Origin of the sequence: Streptomyces sp. NRRL F-5122 (genome assembly GCF_001507435.1) — a bacterium.
Classification (GTDB): Bacteria; Actinomycetota; Actinomycetes; order Streptomycetales; family Streptomycetaceae; genus Streptomyces; species Streptomyces lannensis.
On sequence record NZ_LMWH01000268.1, the window covers coordinates 19,740 to 34,640 of the forward strand.

A 14,901-nucleotide genomic window follows, 5' to 3' on the forward strand; every position below is an offset into this window, starting at 1 on the left:
GCCTCAGCCCACCGGATCCGCGGGGTGCGGCGCCACCAGCGGCAACTGCGAGGCCAGGCGCTGTTCGCACAGTTCGGCCAGCCGGTCGTACCCCGCCTTGCCCATCATCTCGGTCAGCTCGGCCCGGTACGAGACGTACACCGGGTCGCCCGCGCCGTGCGCCGATGTGGCCGAGGTGCACCACCAGTGCAGGTCGTGGCCACCCGGCCCCCAGCCTCGGCGGTCGTACTCGCCGATGGACACCTGGAGCACCCGGGTGTCGTCGGGCCGTTCGATCCACTGATACGTCCGCCGGACCGGCAGCTGCCAGCAGACGTCCGGTTTGGTCTCCAGCGGTTCGCGGCCCTCCCGCAGCGCGAGGATGTGCAGCGAGCAGCCGGCGCCGCCCGGGAACCCGGGCCGGTTCTGGAAGATGCAGGATCCCTGGTACGGCCGGGTCTGCCGGGAGCCCTCGTCGTCCTCCGCGACCCAGCCGGTCTCCATGCCCACGTCATGGTTCTGCCAGATCTCCGGCGTGAGCCGTGCCACATGCTCGGCCACCCGCTTCTCGTCGTCCTCGTCCGAGAAGTGCGCGCCGAGCGTGCAGCACCCGTCGTCCGCACGGCCCGCCTGGATGCCCTGGCAGCCGCTACCGAAGATGCAGTTCCAGCGAGAGGTCAGCCATGTCAGATCGCACCGGAAGACCTGCTCGTCGTCGGCCGGATCCGGAAACTCCACCCATGCGCGTGCGAAGTCGAGTCCCTTCTCGTCGCTCACCTTCGGGACCTTCCTGGACGCCTTCGCCTGCGAATCCTTCGAGCCCTTGGAGGATTTGTCGGACTTCGCCTTTTTCGTCTTTGGCACGCATCCAGGGTAAGTGGCTCCGGCCCGCATCGGGGACGGCGGACCGTCGCACTGGCAGTAGCGTTCCGTACATGAGACTCGGTGTCCTCGACGTGGGTTCGAACACGGTGCATCTGCTGGTGGTGGATGCCCACCCCGGTGCGCGCCCGCTCCCCGCGCACTCGCACAAGGCCGATCTGCGGCTCGCCCAACTCCTCGACGGCGGCGGGGCCATCGGAGGCGACGGTGTGGACAAGCTCATCGCAGTGATCCTCGACGCCCTCCAGGCGGCCGAGGACAAAGGTGTCGTGGAAATCCTGCCGTTCGCCACCTCCGCGGTGCGCGAGGCGAGCAACGTGGACGAGGTCCTGGCCCGGGTCAAGGACGCCACCGGTGTCGAGCTGCAGGTGCTGACGGGCGAGGAGGAGGCGCGGCTGACCTTCCTCGCCGCCCGCCGCTGGTTCGGCTGGTCGGCGGGCAAGCTGCTCGTCCTCGACATCGGCGGCGGCTCGCTGGAGATCGCCTACGGAATCGACGAGGAGCCCGACGCCGCGGTGTCGCTGCCGCTCGGGGCCGGGCGGCTCACGGCGGGCTGGCTGCCGGGCGATCCGCCGGACCCGGCCGATGTGAAGGCGCTGCGCCGCCACGCGCGGACGGAGATCGCGCGGACCGTCGGCGAGTTCAGCCGCTTCGGTGCGCCCGACCACGTGGTGGCCACCTCCAAGACGTTCAAGCAGCTCGCCCGTCTCGCCGGGGCGGCGCGGTCCGCCGAGGGTCTGTACGTGCAGCGTGATCTGAAGCGGCAGTCCCTGGAGGCGTGGGTACCTCGGCTCACCGGGATGACGGCCGAGGAGCGCGCGGACCTCCCGGGCGTCTCCGACGGCCGCGCGGGCCAGCTCCTCGCCGGGGCACTGGTCGCCGAGGGCGCGATGGACCTGTTCGGGGTGGAGACCGTCGAGATCTGTCCGTGGGCGCTCCGGGAGGGCGTGATCCTGCGGCGGCTCGACCACATGCCGGCGACCTAGACCGCTTCGAGCACATGCCGCCGCGAAGGGTTCCCGCCATCCCCGCTGCCGACGCCCTCGGGCGGTGCGGCCGGAGCGGGCGGGGCGCGCACGATACGGGCCGCGACGACATCCAGCCGCTGTGCGCCTTCCCACAGTCCCCCGCCCCCCGAGCGGCCCTCCATGTCAATGCGCCGCCCCGTACCCTGTCCCTCGTGGCAGATCCAGTGGTGCGCATCCCGGATGCGAAGGTCGCCCTGTCGACGGCCTCCGTCTATCCGGAGTCGACCGCGACGGCCTTCGAGATCGCGGCGCGCCTCGGGTACGACGGGGTCGAGATCATGGTGTGGACCGATCCCGTGAGCCAGGACATCGATGCGCTGCGCAGGCTCAGCGACTACCACCGGATCCCTGTTCTCGCCATCCACGCCCCCTGTCTGCTGATCACGCAGCGGGTGTGGTCCACCGACCCGTGGATCAAGCTCCAGCGGGCCCGCGCGGCCGCGGAGCGGCTCGGCGCCGGCACGGTCGTCGTCCATCCGCCCTTCCGGTGGCAGCGGCAGTACGCCCGCGACTTCGTCGACGGCGTCTGGCGCATGGCGAACGAGACCGATGTGCGGTTCGCCGTCGAGAACATGTATCCCTGGCGCTACCGCGACCGCGAGATGCTCGCGTACGCCCCCGACTGGGACGTGACGAGGGACGACTACCGTCACTTCACCATCGATCTCAGCCACACCGCGACGGCCCGTACCGACGCTCTGGAGATGCTCGACCGCATGGGCGAGCGCCTGGGTCACGTCCACCTCGCCGACGGCAACGGTTCCAACAAGGACGAGCATCTGGTCCCCGGCCGCGGTGTCCAGCCGTGTGCGGAGGTCCTCGAGCGGCTCGCGCTCACCGGCTTCGACGGGCACGTCGTCATCGAGGTGAACACCCGCCGGGCCATGTCGGGCGCCGAGCGCGAGGCCGACCTCGCCGAGGCCCTCGCCTTCACGCGTCTGCACCTGGCGTCGGCCGTGAGGGTGCCCCGAGGATGAGCGAGGTGCTCGGCCGGTGAGCGAGGCGACCGGAGCGGGACGTGTGCGCCGCGGCAGGGGACGGCCCAGCCGTACGGAGACGGCGGCGGCGCCCGCCACCCGCGACCGCATCCTGGAGTCGGCCCGCGAGGAGTTCTCCGAGCGCGGCTACGAGAAGACCTCCGTGCGCGGTATCGCCAAGGCGGCCGGGGTGGACTCCGCCCTGGTGCACCACTACTTCGGCACCAAGGAACAGGTCTTCGAGGCAGCCATCGAGGTCGCCTTCGCGCCCGCCCTGGGCGCGCCCGAGGCGTTCGCGGACGGACCGCCCGAGGGCATCGGCGAACGCCTGACGCGCTTCATCCTCGGCATCTGGGAGAATCCCACGACCCGTACGCCGCTGCTGGCGATCGTCAGGTCGGCCGTGAACAACGACACGGCGGCCGCCGTATTCCGCCGTCTGATCGCCACACAGCTGCTGCGCCGCATCGCGGGCCGGCTCGACGTCCCGGACCCGGAGCTGCGCGCCGAACTGGCGGCCGCGCAACTGGTGGGGCTCGCGATACTGCGATACGTGATCAAGGTGGAGCCATTGGCGTCCGCGGACCTGGAACAACTGGTGGCACGGGTGGCGCCGGTCGTGCAGGGCCATCTGACCAACCCCTGACGCGAGCCCGGCACACCCCGCGCAGGGGGGCGCGCCGAACCCCCTGTCGACCGAGACGCGCATCCCGTATTCCGGACACTTCAGTCCGACCCTTGGAGCACCGGCGTACGCTCGACAGAAGTCAGAACTCTCCGAAGGAGCGAGCGACGATGCCCGAGCTGAGGTCCCGCACAGTCACCCACGGCCGCAACATGGCGGGCGCCCGCGCCCTTATGCGCGCCTCCGGTGTACCCGGTGCGGACATCGGACGGAAGCCGATCATCGCGGTCGCCAACTCCTTCACGGAGTTCGTGCCGGGCCACACCCACCTCCAGCCGGTCGGTCGGATCGTCAGCGAGGCGATCAGGGAGGCGGGCGGCATCCCACGCGAGTTCAACACCATCGCGGTCGACGACGGCATCGCCATGGGCCATGGAGGCATGCTCTACTCCCTCCCCTCGCGCGACCTGATCGCGGACAGCGTGGAGTACATGGTCGAGGCCCACTGCGCCGACGCCCTGATCTGCATCTCCAACTGCGACAAGATCACCCCGGGCATGCTGATGGCGGCCCTGCGCCTGAACATCCCGACGGTCTTCGTCTCCGGCGGCCCGATGGAGTCCGGCCGCGCCACCCTGGTCGACGGCACGGTCCGCACCCTCGACCTGATCGACGCGATCGCCGACGCCGCCAACGACAAGATCTCCGACGAGGACATCCTCCGTATCGAGGAGAACGCCTGTCCGACGTGCGGCTCCTGTTCCGGCATGTTCACGGCCAACTCGATGAACTGCCTGACCGAGGCCATCGGACTGTCCCTGCCGGGCAACGGCTCGGTCCTCGCCACCCACACCGCCCGGCGAGCGCTGTACGAGGACGCGGCCCGCACCGTGATGGACCTCACGCGCCGCTACTACGAGCAGGACGACGAGACGGTCCTGCCCCGCAACATCGCCACGTTCTCCGCCTTCGAGAACGCGATGGCGCTCGACATCGCGATGGGCGGTTCCACCAACACGATCCTGCACCTGCTGGCGGCGGCCCAGGAGGCGGGTGTGCCGTTCGGGCTGGCGGAGATCGACGAGGTCTCGCGCCGCGTGCCCTGCCTGGCGAAGGTGGCCCCGAACGTGGCCAAGGACCGCACGTACTACATGGAGGACGTGCACCGCGCCGGCGGCATCCCGGCCCTCCTCGGCGAGCTGCACCGCGCGGGCCTGCTGAACGAGGACGTCCACGCGGTCCACAGCCCGTCCCTCGCGGACTGGCTCAAGACCTGGGACGTCCGCGGCGGTTCCCCCTCCCAGGAGGCGGTGGAGCTGTGGCACGCGGCGCCCGGCTGTGTGCGTTCCGCCGAGGCGTTCTCCCAGTCGGAGCGCTGGGCGTCCCTCGACGAGGACGCGGAAGGCGGCTGCATCCGCTCGGCCGAGCACGCCTACTCCAAGGACGGCGGTCTGGCGGTCCTCAGGGGCAACCTCGCGGTCGACGGCGCCGTGGTCAAGACGGCGGGTGTCGACGAGTCGATCTGGACCTTCGAGGGACCCGCGGTCGTCTGCGAGTCGCAGGAGGAGGCCGTCGAGAAGATCCTGACCCAGCAGATCAAGGAGGGCGACGTCGTCGTCATCCGGTACGAGGGCCCGAAGGGCGGCCCGGGCATGCAGGAGATGCTGTATCCCACCTCGTACCTGAAGGGCCGGGGCCTCGGAAAGGCCTGCGCGCTGATCACCGACGGCCGTTTCTCCGGCGGCACGTCGGGTCTGTCGATCGGCCACGCGTCCCCGGAAGCGGCCTCGGGCGGCACCATCGCCCTGGTCCGCGACGGCGACCGGATCCGCATCGACATCCCGAATCGCACGATCGAACTCCTCGTGTCCGACGAGGAGCTGGCCACCCGCCGTGACGCCCTGAACGGCGTCTACGCCCCCGCGAACCGCGACCGCAAGGTCTCGGCCGCGCTCCGCGCCTACGCCGCGATGGCGACGAGCGCGGACAAGGGCGCCGTGCGGGATGTGAGCAAGCTGCGCTGAGGGCTCACCGCGAAGGGCCGCCTCCCGAGGGGGCGGCCCTTCGGCATGTCACCAGCGCGACGGATCGCGCCCGTCCACGGCGAAGACGGTGCCGTCGGGGGCGGAGGCGTAGACGTGGCCGTCGGCGATCACGGGTTCGGGCAGGGCTGCCGTGACCCGGCCCGAGTCCGTGCGGAGGCGGGGCGGGGTCTGGCCGATGAGGCGTCCCTTGTCGGCGTCGAAGGCGAGGAGGCGCCCGTCGGCTGAGGAGAAGTAGACGTGTCCGCTGTCCGCGACGGGCGTCGAGCCGCGGCTCACGGATGTCTCGAGATGCCAGAGCAGCTTGCGCGCGTCCAGGTCCAGGGACTCGAGGGAACCGCCGACGGCGAGGAGGTAGACGACGCCGGCGTTCACGGTGGCACGGGCCAGTTCGCGCCGGACGGGCAGCACCATGCTGTGCGTCGACCTGGATACCGGGTCATAGCGGACCAAGGCCTTCGTTTCGCCGTAGACCGAGTCGACGGAGAGGAAGTAGACGGAACCGTCCTCGGTGCCGAAAGGTTCCAGCCTGCCGTCCAGCCGTGTGTCCCATCGGACGTCACCCGTGCGCGGGTCCACAGCTGTGACTCGGGTGCCCGATCCGTCGTCGGAGGTGTTCGTCGTGTAGGCCAGCGGGTCACCGGCGAACGAGGTGAAGTACGGCGAGCTGTGGCCGGGGATCCGGTGGCCCCACTCCGTCTTCCCCGACGCGGCGTTCACGCCGGTGACCTTCCCGTCGGTTCCGGTGACCAGGAGCATGTCTCCGGACGCACGCACGGCGTTGAGTGCGGGCATGGTCCGTTCCCAGCGTGATCGGCCCGAGGAGGGGTCCAGTGCCTCCAGGCGCCTGCCCTCGCCGGTCGACGGCTGGACGAGCCCTCCCGACAGGACAGGCGGCCCGTCTCCGTCTCCGTTCGCGCCGGCGACGGTGTGCCGCCACAACCGGCTTCCTCCGGACGGATCGAGGGCGAAGACCTGGCCGGCCCGTGAGCAGAGCAGCTTCCCCGAGCCGAAGGAGCACTGCGGCGCGCCGCCGCCTTCCGACGTGGGTTTCGCCACCCACGCGTGAAACTGCTGCGCCTTGGACGGCGTGATGGCGTCCGATGCGGGTGCCGGGCCTCCGATGGACAGGGCCGAAGCGACGGCAGCGCCGATGACGAGGGCGATCACCACGCCGGCCAGCACGACCCTCCTGCTCGGGCGCCTTGTCCTTCGCTTCGGCTCCGCGATGTGGGCTTCCGGCTCCGGCGTCTCGACGGCCCGTGGTGCCGGTATGAACGCCTGGGTGTCGTACGAGGCCGCGGTCGACCTCAGTTCCCGCATGAGCTCGTCCGGGGTGGGACGGCCCTCGGGCTCCTTCGCGAGGCATCGCAGCACCAGTGGTGCGAGATCCTTCGGCACACCGGTCAGGTCCGGGTCGTCGTGCACGACCTGGTACGCCACGACGTACGGGCTGTCCGAGTCGAACGGGCCTCGGCCCGTCGCCGCGTGCACGATCACGGACCCGAGGGCGAACACATCGGCTGCGGACCCGACTTCACGGGGCCGCCGGAACTGCTCGGGAGCCATGAAGGGAGGCGTGCCGATCAATTTGCCGGTCTCGGTGCGCAGCTCGCTGTCCTTCGGCCGGGAGATGCCGAAGTCGATGACCTTCGGCCCGTCCTCGGCGAGCAGGACGTTGCTCGGCTTGAGATCGCGGTGCACGACCCCGACACGGTGGATGTCGCGCAGCGCCTCGGCGAGGCCCGCCATCAGCCGACGCAACTGCGCCGGGGGCATGGGGCCGTTCCGCTTCACATGATCCGACAGGGTCGGGCCGGGGATGTACAGCGTGGCCATCCACGGCCGTTCGGCCTCCGGGTCGGCATCGACGACCGGTGCGGTGAAGGCGCCGCTCACCCTGCGGGCCGCGGCCACCTCCTGCCGGAAGCGGCCTCTGAACTCGGGGTCCTTGGCGAAGTCGGAGTGCACGACCTTCACCGCGAGCTTCATCCCCGTGGCGCCCCGGGCCAGGTGCACCACGCCCATGCCCCCGGAGCCCAGGCAGGACTCCAGGCGGTAGTGCCCGGCGTACTCGGGAAGTTCCGCTTCCGGGTCCGGTCCGGTGTTGCGCTGTGGCGACATGGACCACCCCCGTGCTGTTCTTTCGCGCGCGTCGCACGGAGCCTAGTCGATGACTCGTACGAGACAGAGGCGGCTTGCTAGCCTCCGCGTGCGAATTGCATACGTGTGTTTCATGGCGTGATTCGAGGGAATCAACGGGACCCCATGGCAGTCATGGGGTTCAACGGGGGAGGTTTTCCATGTCTGTTGACCGCGTCGACGAGGGCCGTACCGACCAGGGAGCGGAGGCCCTCGCGGCGACCGCCGCCCTGCGCTACTACCCGGTGGCGCCCGACGTTCGGCTCAATGTGCGCAGTGGTCCCGGCACCGGCTACGCCGTCGTCCGCGTTCTGATCGAGGGCGCCAAGGTCCCGATTTTCTGTCAGACGCCGGGCACGACGGTGACGGGTCCGTACGGCACGAGCAACATCTGGGACAACATCGACAGCGGCGAGTACGTCTCGGACGCCTATGTGAAGACGGGCAGCGACGGCTACATCGCCTCGCGCTGCGGCTGATCCAACCCACGAGAGGACAGTGATGATGTCGCGCACACGCAGATCCATCCTTCTGACGAGTGCAGCTGCCGGGGCCCTCCTCATGGTGCTGGGCGCGTCTCCGACCGCCTCGGCACAGCCCGATGCCCTTACGTTTTCGGTAGCACCGGGTGTCCGCCTCAATGTGCGCAGCGGTCCCGGTACCGGCTACTCGATCGTCCGTGTTCTGCCCGAGAACGTGAAGGTCTCGATCTACTGCCAGACGCCGGGGACGACGGTTTCGGGCTATTACGGCACGAGCAACATCTGGGACAACGTCGGCAATGGCGAGTTCGTCTCGGACACCTATGTGAACACAGGGAGTGACGGCTACGTCACTTCGCGTTGCGCCTGACGGTGACGGTGGGGGCCCTCCCGCGCCCGGAGTGATAATCGACGCGTGAGCGACGAGAACGGCACCCCGGACACGCCCAAGGGCCCCCGCCCCGAGTCCCTGCGTTTCTTCGGCACGACCTGGCTGAACCACGACGACGGCTACGCGGCGCGCCGTGCGGCCGTGTCCACCGGCTCGCTCGTGGCCGCCGCCGTGTCCTGCCTCGTACTGCGCTTCGCCTATCAGGGCCTGGAGATCGCCGACATCGGCTCGGCCGTGACCGTGCTGGTCGTGCTGATGTTCGCGGCGTGCAGCGCACTGGCCTTCAACCACACCTGGGGCTCCTTCACCCGGCGCCCCGACCCGGAGCGCCAGGCATCCCTCCGCGGCCTGCTGGCCATCGGTTTCGTCGGCTCCCTGCTCGCGTACTTCCTGCGCTCCCTGACCGAGGCCCCCGGTGAGAAGCTCCATCGGGACGAGTACGAGAAGGCCCGCGCCGACCACGAGAAGCGGTCGTCCCGGCGCACGGGCAACCCGTCGCGCAAACGCCGTTCCTGACCCGTCGGGCGCCACCCGCTCCGGAACCCGCCGCCCCGATCCCCACGGCCCGTCAGGATGGACGTATGACCGCCTCCTCCCACGCCACCCGAGCCCGCTCCTTCGACGCCGCGGCGGCCCAGTACGCCGCGAACCGGCCGTCCTACCCGCCCGCCCTGTTCGACACCCTGGAAGAGCTCGCCGGACGACCTCTCGCCGGCGCGCGTGTCGTCGACATCGGGGCGGGCACCGGTATCGCGACCGGCCTCCTGCACGCGCGTGGTGCGGACGTCGTCGCCGTGGAGCCCGGCGACGGCATGGCGGCCGAGTTCCGCCGCGGCCTCCCCGGCGTCCCCCTCCTGCGCGGCGACGGCAACGCCCTCCCGCTCGCCACTTCGTCCGCCGACTTCCTCACCTACGCCCAGGCCTGGCACTGGACCGACCCGGCCCGCTCGGTGCCCGAGGCCCTGCGGGTGCTGCGTCCGGGCGGCGCCCTCGCGCTGTGGTGGAACATGGACGCGCAGGACGTGCCGTGGATCGCCGACCAGGCGGACCGGATCAGGCGGTACTTCGGCGCCGAACACGCCTCCAAGAGCGGCGCGGGCGGCACCCGTACGGAAGCCGCCTTCGAGGGCGCCCCCGGGATCCCGCGCCACACCCACCGTGTCGTCCGCTGGAGCCGCAAGGTCTCCGTCGACACCCATCTGGCCAACGTGGGCAGCCACTCGATCTTCCTCGTCCTCGGCAAGGAGCGCGCGGACGCCTTCCTCACCGAGGAGCGGGAGCGCCTACTCGAGACGTTCCCGGACGGCGTCGTCGAGGAGGTCTACGACGTGTACCTGGTGGTCGCCACCGCCTCCTGACCACGTGCGGCGGCCCATCCCTCGATCGCCGCCGCGCACGCGGCCCCCAGGTCCTCGGTCTCCACATGCACATGGCTGATGTCCCACGCCGTCCTGGCAACCGCCAGCACCAGCCCGATCAGCACGCCTTCGAACAGGTTGCCGACCGCGATCACGACCGCCGTCACGGTGAAGACGAGGAGCCACACGCGGTGCAGCACCCGTGAGGCCTTGGTCCGCGCCCCGGCCCGCACGTTCGCGGCGATGTGGACGATCACGGCGGTCATCGGGCAGCGCGCCGAGCAGCCCGCAGACCGAGTTCCCCACCCCTGCGCCATCAGCTCCCGGTCGTAGTCGGTCCGCTTCCCGCGGTGCAGCCGGTCCACCGCCGCCGCGCTGAACAGCGATTGCGCGGACGCGATGAGCGCGAAGGCGACCACCGTCCCAGCCGCTCTGCGCCGAGGGCCAGTTGCACCAGCCCGGAGCCGAGCACGAGTACTCCGAGCACATCGAGGCCGTACGACTGAACGGCCTCGTACGAGAGCACGGTCAGCCCGGTCGCGGCCCGTTGACCTGCAGGCTGCTGCCGGTCAACGCCCCGGCCACCAGCCCGCCGACCACTCCGGTCACCTGCCCCAGTTCGGCCGGCACGCCGGATGCCACGGCGACGCCGATGCGCAGCGGGAGCGCCACGAGGAACACGACGAGGGATGCGGGACAGATCGGTCTTGCGTACGCCACAGCGCATGACGACGGCACCTCCGGTCGACGGCGGGAGATGCGTGGGCTTGCGCCGTCGCACACACCGGGCTTGACGGCCACCGTCGCCGCACGCAATATTCATCGCATGATGAATATCAGTCCTCCACGCCCGCCCGGCGAACCGGAGCCCAAGTCCGGCCCGGCCGTCCGCGCCGAACAACTCACCGTCGTACGCGGCCCCCGTACGGTCCTGCGCGGCCTCGGCTTCACCGTCCCCCGCGGCCGGATCACCGGTCTGCTCGGCCCGTCCGGGTGCGGCAAGTCGACGCTCATGCGTGCGATCGTCGGAACCCAGGCCAAGGTGACCGGCACTCTGGAGGTCCTCGACCGCCCCGCCGGCGACGCCCTTCTGCGGTCACGCATCGGCTATGTCACCCAAGCCCCCTCGGTCTACAGCGACCTGACCGTCCGGCAGAACCTCGAGTACTTCGCCGCGATCCTCGACCCCGGGCGCGCCGCCGCAGCCCGCCGCCACGAGAAGGTCACCCGGGCCATCGCCGACGTGGACCTCACCTCGCACGCCGACGCCCTCGCCGGAAACCTCTCCGGAGGCCAGCGCAGCCGTGTCTCCCTCGCGGTCGCGCTCCTGGGCACCCCGGAGCTGCTGGTCCTGGACGAACCGACGGTGGGCCTCGACCCGGTGCTGCGCCGCGATCTCTGGGCCCTCTTCCACAGCATCGCGGCCGAACGCGGCGCCACGCTCCTCGTCTCGTCCCATGTCATGGACGAGGCCGAACGCTGCCACCGACTCCTGCTGATGCGCGAGGGCGGGATCCTCGCGCAGGGCACCCCGGACGCCCTGCGGACCCGGACCGGCACGGAGACGGTCGAAGAGGCGTTTCTGCACCTGGTCGACGAGGCGGCGGCGAAGACGGCGGCCGGAAAGGAAGCGGTCCGATGACCACCACGACACCGCAGCCGAACGTGAGTGCCCTGTCCTTCTCGCGTACGACGGCGACGGCCGTCCGCGTCCTGCGCCAGCTGCGCCACGATCCGCGCACCATCGCACTGATGATCGTCATCCCGTGCGTGATGCTGCTGCTGCTCCGCTACGTCTTCGACGGCAGCCCGCGCACGTTCGACGCGATCGGCGCCTCGCTCCTCGGCATCTTCCCGCTCATCACGATGTTCCTGGTGACCTCGATCGCGACCCTGCGTGAACGCACCTCCGGCACCCTGGAACGGCTCCTGGCGATGCCGCTCGGCAAGGCCGACCTGATCGCGGGTTACGCGCTCGCCTTCGGCACCGTGGCCGTCGTCCAGTCCGCCCTGGCCACGGGCCTCGCGGTCTGGTTCCTCGGCCTGGACGTCACCGGTTCCCCCTGGCTCCTGCTCCTGGTGGCACTCCTGGACGCCCTCCTGGGCACGGCGCTGGGCCTGTTCGTCTCCGCCTTCGCGGCCTCGGAGTTCCAGGCGGTCCAGTTCATGCCCGCGGTGATCTTCCCTCAGCTCCTGCTCTGCGGACTGTTCACACCCCGTTCCGCCATGCACCCGGTCCTGGAGGCCGTCTCCGACGTCCTGCCCATGTCGTACGCGGTGGACGGCATGAACGAGGTCCTCAGGCACACGGACACGACGGCGACGTTCGTCCGTGACGCACTGGTGGTGGCGGGGTGCGCGCTGCTGGTACTGGGACTGGGGGCGGCGACGCTGCGGCGAAGGTCGCAGTGATCGGGGGCCGCCACGGCGGCCCGGCACGGCAGTCCGCCCACCGGACGATCGAGCCGGGCCGCCGCACCCGGTGCGAGGATGAACCCGGACGACGCAACCCCCGGAGGGCACTCGCACCATGACCCAGAAAGTCGCAGTCCTCGGCACCGGAAAGATCGGCGAAGCGCTGCTCAGCGGCATGATCCGGGGCGGCTGGACGCCCGCCGACCTCCTGGTCACGGCCCGCCGCAAGGAGCGAGCCGAGGAACTCCGCAGTCGCCACGGCGTCACCCCGGTCACCAACGCCGAGGCCGCGAAGACCGCGGACACGCTCATCCTCACGGTCAAGCCGCAGGACATGGGCACGCTCCTCGACGAACTCGCCCCGCACGTCCCCACCGACCGGCTGATCATCAGCGGCGCCGCCGGCATCCCCACCTCCTTCTTCGAGGCGCGCCTGGCCGCCGGCACCCCGGTCGTGCGCGTCATGACGAACACGCCCGCCCTCGTCGACGAGGCCATGTCCGTCATCTCGGCCGGAAGCCACGCCACCGAGGCGCACCTCGCCCACACCGAGGAGATCTTCGGTGCCGTCGGCAAGACGCTCCGCGTCCCCGAGACACAGCAGGACGCCTGCACCGCGCTGTCCGGCTCGGGTCCGGCGTACTTCTTCTATCTGGTCGAGGCCATGACGGACGCCGGCATCCTGCTCGGGTTGCCCCGCGACAAGGCCCACGAACTGATCGTCCAGTCCGCGATCGGCGCGGCGGTGATGCTCCGCGACAGCGGCGAGCATCCCGTCAAGCTCCGTGAGAACGTCACCTCCCCCGCGGGCACGACGATCAACGCGATCCGCGAGCTGGAGAAACACGGGGTGCGAGCCGCACTCATTGCCGCACTCGAAGCCGCCCGTGACCGCAGCCGCGAACTGGCCTCCGGCAACAACTGACGGTGCCCACCGCCGGGTCCCCGGCGATGGGCATCCGACCTTCAGGCCCCCGGCAGCAGCCCGATCGCCCGGTAGGCGGTGTCCACCAGTGGCCGGGCCATCCCTCTGGCCCGTTCCGCCCCGGTGCGCAGCACCTGGTCCACGTGTGCCGGGTCCGCGCACAGAGCCCGGTGCCGTTCCTGAACCGGCCGCAACACCTCGACCACGGCCTCCGCGGTGTCCTTCTTCAAGGCGCCGTAGGACGTGTAGGCACCGCTCAGCTCCTCCGGGCTGCGGCCCTCGCACGCCGCCAGGATCTCCAGCAGATTCGCAGGACCCGGTCGGGCCTCCCGGTCGTAGACGACGTCCGAACCGCTGTCGGTGACGGCTCGCATGACCTTCTTGCGCACCACATCGGGTTCGTCGAGCAGATAGACGATCCCCGGTCCCGAGTCCTCGGACTTGCCCATCTTGGACGTCGGGTCCTGCAGGTTCATCACACGCGCAGCGACCTTCGGATGGGTGGCCCGGGGCACCACGAACGTGTGCCCGTAGCGCTGGTTGAACCGCACCGCCAGGTCCCGGGCCAGCTCCACATGCTGGGCCTGGTCGTCGCCCACGGGCACCTCGTCGGTCCCGTACGCCAGGATGTCCGCCGCCATCAGCACGGGATACGTGAGCAACGACAGCCGGACGCTTCCACCCCGCTCCCGCTCCCGCGCGGCCTTCTCCTTGTACTGGATCATCCGCCGCATCTCGCCGTCGGTGGCCACGCACTCGAGCAGATACGACAGCCGGGCGTGCTCGTCCACATGGCTCTGTACGAACACGGTGCACCGCTGCGGATCGAGCCCGGCGGCGAGCAGCAGCGTCGCCGCCTGCCGACTGAGCCTGCGCACCCGCGCCGGATCGTGGTCCACGGTCAGGGCGTGCAGATCCACGACGCAGAAGAGCGCGTCGGCCTGATGCTGGTCCACCTCGGCCCACCGGCGCATGGCCCCGAGGTAGTTCCCCAGCGTCAGGTGTCCGGTCGGCTTGATCCCGCTGAAGACCCGTGTCATCTCTTCACCTCCTGGTAGGGGCCGCCTCGACCGGCCGGCCGACCCTCCGGAGGGGGATACGAGAACGGCCGCCGAGGCGGCGGCCGTTGAACGCATACGTGAGTTCGGCCGCCGTCAGGCGGCCCACCACTGCTGGTTGCACGTACGCGAAGTCATGGGCGAGAGACTACGCCCTACAGGGCCGGGATGCAGGGGGTTGACACGCGCCGGGTCGATCCGTAGAGTTCTTCGGGTTGTCCGACGTGAGCGCCGATCAAGGTCGGTCCCCGGACAGCCACTCCGCAAGTACCTACCGATTATCGGCGATGCGTCGTCGTGTGTATTGGCATGTGTATTTTCGGAATGAGGAATCCGCGTTCGAACTCAGGTGAGGGCGCAGCCCCCGATTAGCTCGGACGGCAGGAATCCGCTAAAGTCTCACTCGTCGGAACGGCCGAGAGGCAGGGAAGACAATCCCGGTCGACCGGGAGTCGGGCCCCGAAGGGAACTGAGGGATCTGATAGAGTCGACAACGCAGGAAAGGGAAACGCGAGAGCGTAAACCTGGAAAGCGCCGAGGAAATCGGATCGTGAAATGGTCTGATAGAGTCGGAAACACCGAAGGGAAGCGCCCGGA

16 protein-coding genes are annotated in these 14,901 nt (G+C 70.1%); 11 read left to right on the plus strand and 5 right to left on the minus strand.

Annotated elements, in window-relative coordinates:
* Positions 1-3 precede the first annotated feature (3 nt).
* Entirely contained in the window at positions 4-843 is an 840-nt protein-coding gene (locus ADL25_RS37090) for a hypothetical protein (protein ID WP_059132325.1), read from the minus strand.
* A 71-nt stretch (positions 844-914) separates the two neighbouring features.
* On the opposite strand from ADL25_RS37090, the gene ADL25_RS37095 reads away from it, so the two are divergent.
* From ADL25_RS37095 to ilvD, 4 genes are all read left to right on the plus strand, one after another.
* Entirely contained in the window at positions 915-1,847 is a 933-nt protein-coding gene (locus ADL25_RS37095) for a Ppx/GppA phosphatase family protein (RefSeq protein ID WP_059132326.1), read from the plus strand.
* Between the two features lie 194 nt (positions 1,848-2,041).
* Complete coding sequence (locus ADL25_RS37100) at positions 2,042-2,866, plus strand: sugar phosphate isomerase/epimerase family protein (protein ID WP_181923125.1); 825 nt, start codon at positions 2,042-2,044, stop codon at positions 2,864-2,866.
* 16 nt (positions 2,867-2,882) lie between these two features.
* Positions 2,883-3,512, plus strand: a complete 630-nt coding sequence (locus tag ADL25_RS37105; RefSeq protein ID WP_059132328.1) for a TetR/AcrR family transcriptional regulator — start codon at positions 2,883-2,885, stop codon at positions 3,510-3,512.
* A gap of 149 nt (positions 3,513-3,661) precedes the next feature.
* A complete protein-coding gene (ilvD, locus tag ADL25_RS37110; protein ID WP_059132329.1) occupies positions 3,662-5,515 on the plus strand; it encodes a dihydroxy-acid dehydratase in 1,854 nt (617 codons plus the stop codon).
* Between the two features lie 48 nt (positions 5,516-5,563).
* On the opposite strand, the gene ADL25_RS37115 is transcribed toward ilvD, so the two are convergent.
* Positions 5,564-7,657: a serine/threonine-protein kinase gene (locus tag ADL25_RS37115; protein WP_059132330.1), complete on the minus strand. Its 2,094-nt coding sequence runs from the start codon at positions 7,655-7,657 to the stop codon at positions 5,564-5,566.
* Positions 7,658-7,836: 179 nt separating this feature from the next.
* Between ADL25_RS37115 and ADL25_RS37120 the strand changes: the two genes are divergently transcribed.
* The 4 genes from ADL25_RS37120 to ADL25_RS37135 all read left to right on the plus strand — a co-directional run bounded on the left by ADL25_RS37120 (position 7,837) and on the right by ADL25_RS37135 (position 9,906).
* Positions 7,837-8,154, plus strand: coding sequence for an SH3 domain-containing protein (locus ADL25_RS37120; RefSeq protein WP_059132331.1), 318 nt, complete (start codon positions 7,837-7,839; stop codon positions 8,152-8,154).
* A gap of 22 nt (positions 8,155-8,176) precedes the next feature.
* Positions 8,177-8,527, plus strand: a complete 351-nt coding sequence (locus ADL25_RS37125; protein WP_107116807.1) for an SH3 domain-containing protein — start codon at positions 8,177-8,179, stop codon at positions 8,525-8,527.
* Positions 8,528-8,572: 45 nt separating this feature from the next.
* On the plus strand, positions 8,573-9,064 hold the full coding sequence (locus ADL25_RS37130; protein ID WP_059132333.1) for a hypothetical protein: 492 nt from the start codon (positions 8,573-8,575) through the stop codon (positions 9,062-9,064).
* 65 nt (positions 9,065-9,129) lie between these two features.
* Positions 9,130-9,906 (plus strand): class I SAM-dependent methyltransferase, encoded by a 777-nt coding sequence (locus ADL25_RS37135; RefSeq protein WP_059132334.1) that lies wholly within the window; start codon positions 9,130-9,132, stop codon positions 9,904-9,906.
* Here ADL25_RS37135 and ADL25_RS52375 read toward each other — a convergent pair.
* A complete protein-coding gene (locus ADL25_RS52375) occupies positions 9,870-10,325 on the minus strand; it encodes a SulP family inorganic anion transporter (protein ID WP_059132335.1) in 456 nt (151 codons plus the stop codon). The genes ADL25_RS37135 and ADL25_RS52375 overlap by 37 nt on opposite strands.
* 109 nt (positions 10,326-10,434) lie before the next feature.
* Positions 10,435-10,626: a hypothetical protein gene (locus ADL25_RS52380; RefSeq protein ID WP_059132336.1), complete on the minus strand. Its 192-nt coding sequence runs from the start codon at positions 10,624-10,626 to the stop codon at positions 10,435-10,437.
* Between the two features lie 106 nt (positions 10,627-10,732).
* On the opposite strand from ADL25_RS52380, the gene ADL25_RS37150 reads away from it, so the two are divergent.
* From ADL25_RS37150 to proC, 3 genes are all read left to right on the plus strand, one after another.
* A complete protein-coding gene (locus ADL25_RS37150) occupies positions 10,733-11,548 on the plus strand; it encodes an ABC transporter ATP-binding protein (protein WP_059132337.1) in 816 nt (271 codons plus the stop codon).
* Positions 11,545-12,318, plus strand: coding sequence for an ABC transporter permease (locus tag ADL25_RS37155; RefSeq protein ID WP_059132338.1), 774 nt, complete (start codon positions 11,545-11,547; stop codon positions 12,316-12,318). Before ADL25_RS37150 ends, ADL25_RS37155 begins: the two co-directional genes overlap by 4 nt.
* A gap of 118 nt (positions 12,319-12,436) precedes the next feature.
* The gene (proC, locus tag ADL25_RS37160; RefSeq protein ID WP_059132339.1) at positions 12,437-13,246 is read left to right on the plus strand and encodes a pyrroline-5-carboxylate reductase; all 810 of its coding nucleotides are present in this window, start codon (positions 12,437-12,439) and stop codon (positions 13,244-13,246) included.
* Between the two features lie 41 nt (positions 13,247-13,287).
* Here proC and trpS read toward each other — a convergent pair whose 3' ends face one another.
* A complete protein-coding gene (gene trpS / locus ADL25_RS37165; RefSeq protein ID WP_059132340.1) occupies positions 13,288-14,286 on the minus strand; it encodes a tryptophan--tRNA ligase in 999 nt (332 codons plus the stop codon).
* Between the last annotated feature and the right edge of the window lie 615 nt (positions 14,287-14,901).

Excerpts from the sequence above, each read along its gene's own strand:
- ADL25_RS37095 (WP_059132326.1), top strand. The coding sequence starts at position 915 with ATGAGACTCGGTGTCCTCGACGTGGGTTCGAACACGGTGCATCTGCTG.
- ilvD (WP_059132329.1), top strand. The coding sequence starts at position 3,662 with ATGCCCGAGCTGAGGTCCCGCACAGTCACCCACGGCCGCAACATGGCG.
- ADL25_RS37115 (WP_059132330.1), bottom strand. The coding sequence starts at position 7,657 with ATGTCGCCACAGCGCAACACCGGACCGGACCCGGAAGCGGAACTTCCC.
- ADL25_RS37120 (WP_059132331.1), top strand. The coding sequence starts at position 7,837 with ATGTCTGTTGACCGCGTCGACGAGGGCCGTACCGACCAGGGAGCGGAG.
- ADL25_RS37125 (WP_107116807.1), top strand. The coding sequence starts at position 8,177 with ATGATGTCGCGCACACGCAGATCCATCCTTCTGACGAGTGCAGCTGCC.
- ADL25_RS37135 (WP_059132334.1), top strand. The coding sequence starts at position 9,130 with ATGACCGCCTCCTCCCACGCCACCCGAGCCCGCTCCTTCGACGCCGCG.
- ADL25_RS37150 (WP_059132337.1), top strand. The coding sequence starts at position 10,733 with ATGATGAATATCAGTCCTCCACGCCCGCCCGGCGAACCGGAGCCCAAG.
- ADL25_RS37155 (WP_059132338.1), top strand. The coding sequence starts at position 11,545 with ATGACCACCACGACACCGCAGCCGAACGTGAGTGCCCTGTCCTTCTCG.
- proC (WP_059132339.1), top strand. The coding sequence starts at position 12,437 with ATGACCCAGAAAGTCGCAGTCCTCGGCACCGGAAAGATCGGCGAAGCG.
- trpS (WP_059132340.1), bottom strand. The coding sequence starts at position 14,286 with ATGACACGGGTCTTCAGCGGGATCAAGCCGACCGGACACCTGACGCTG.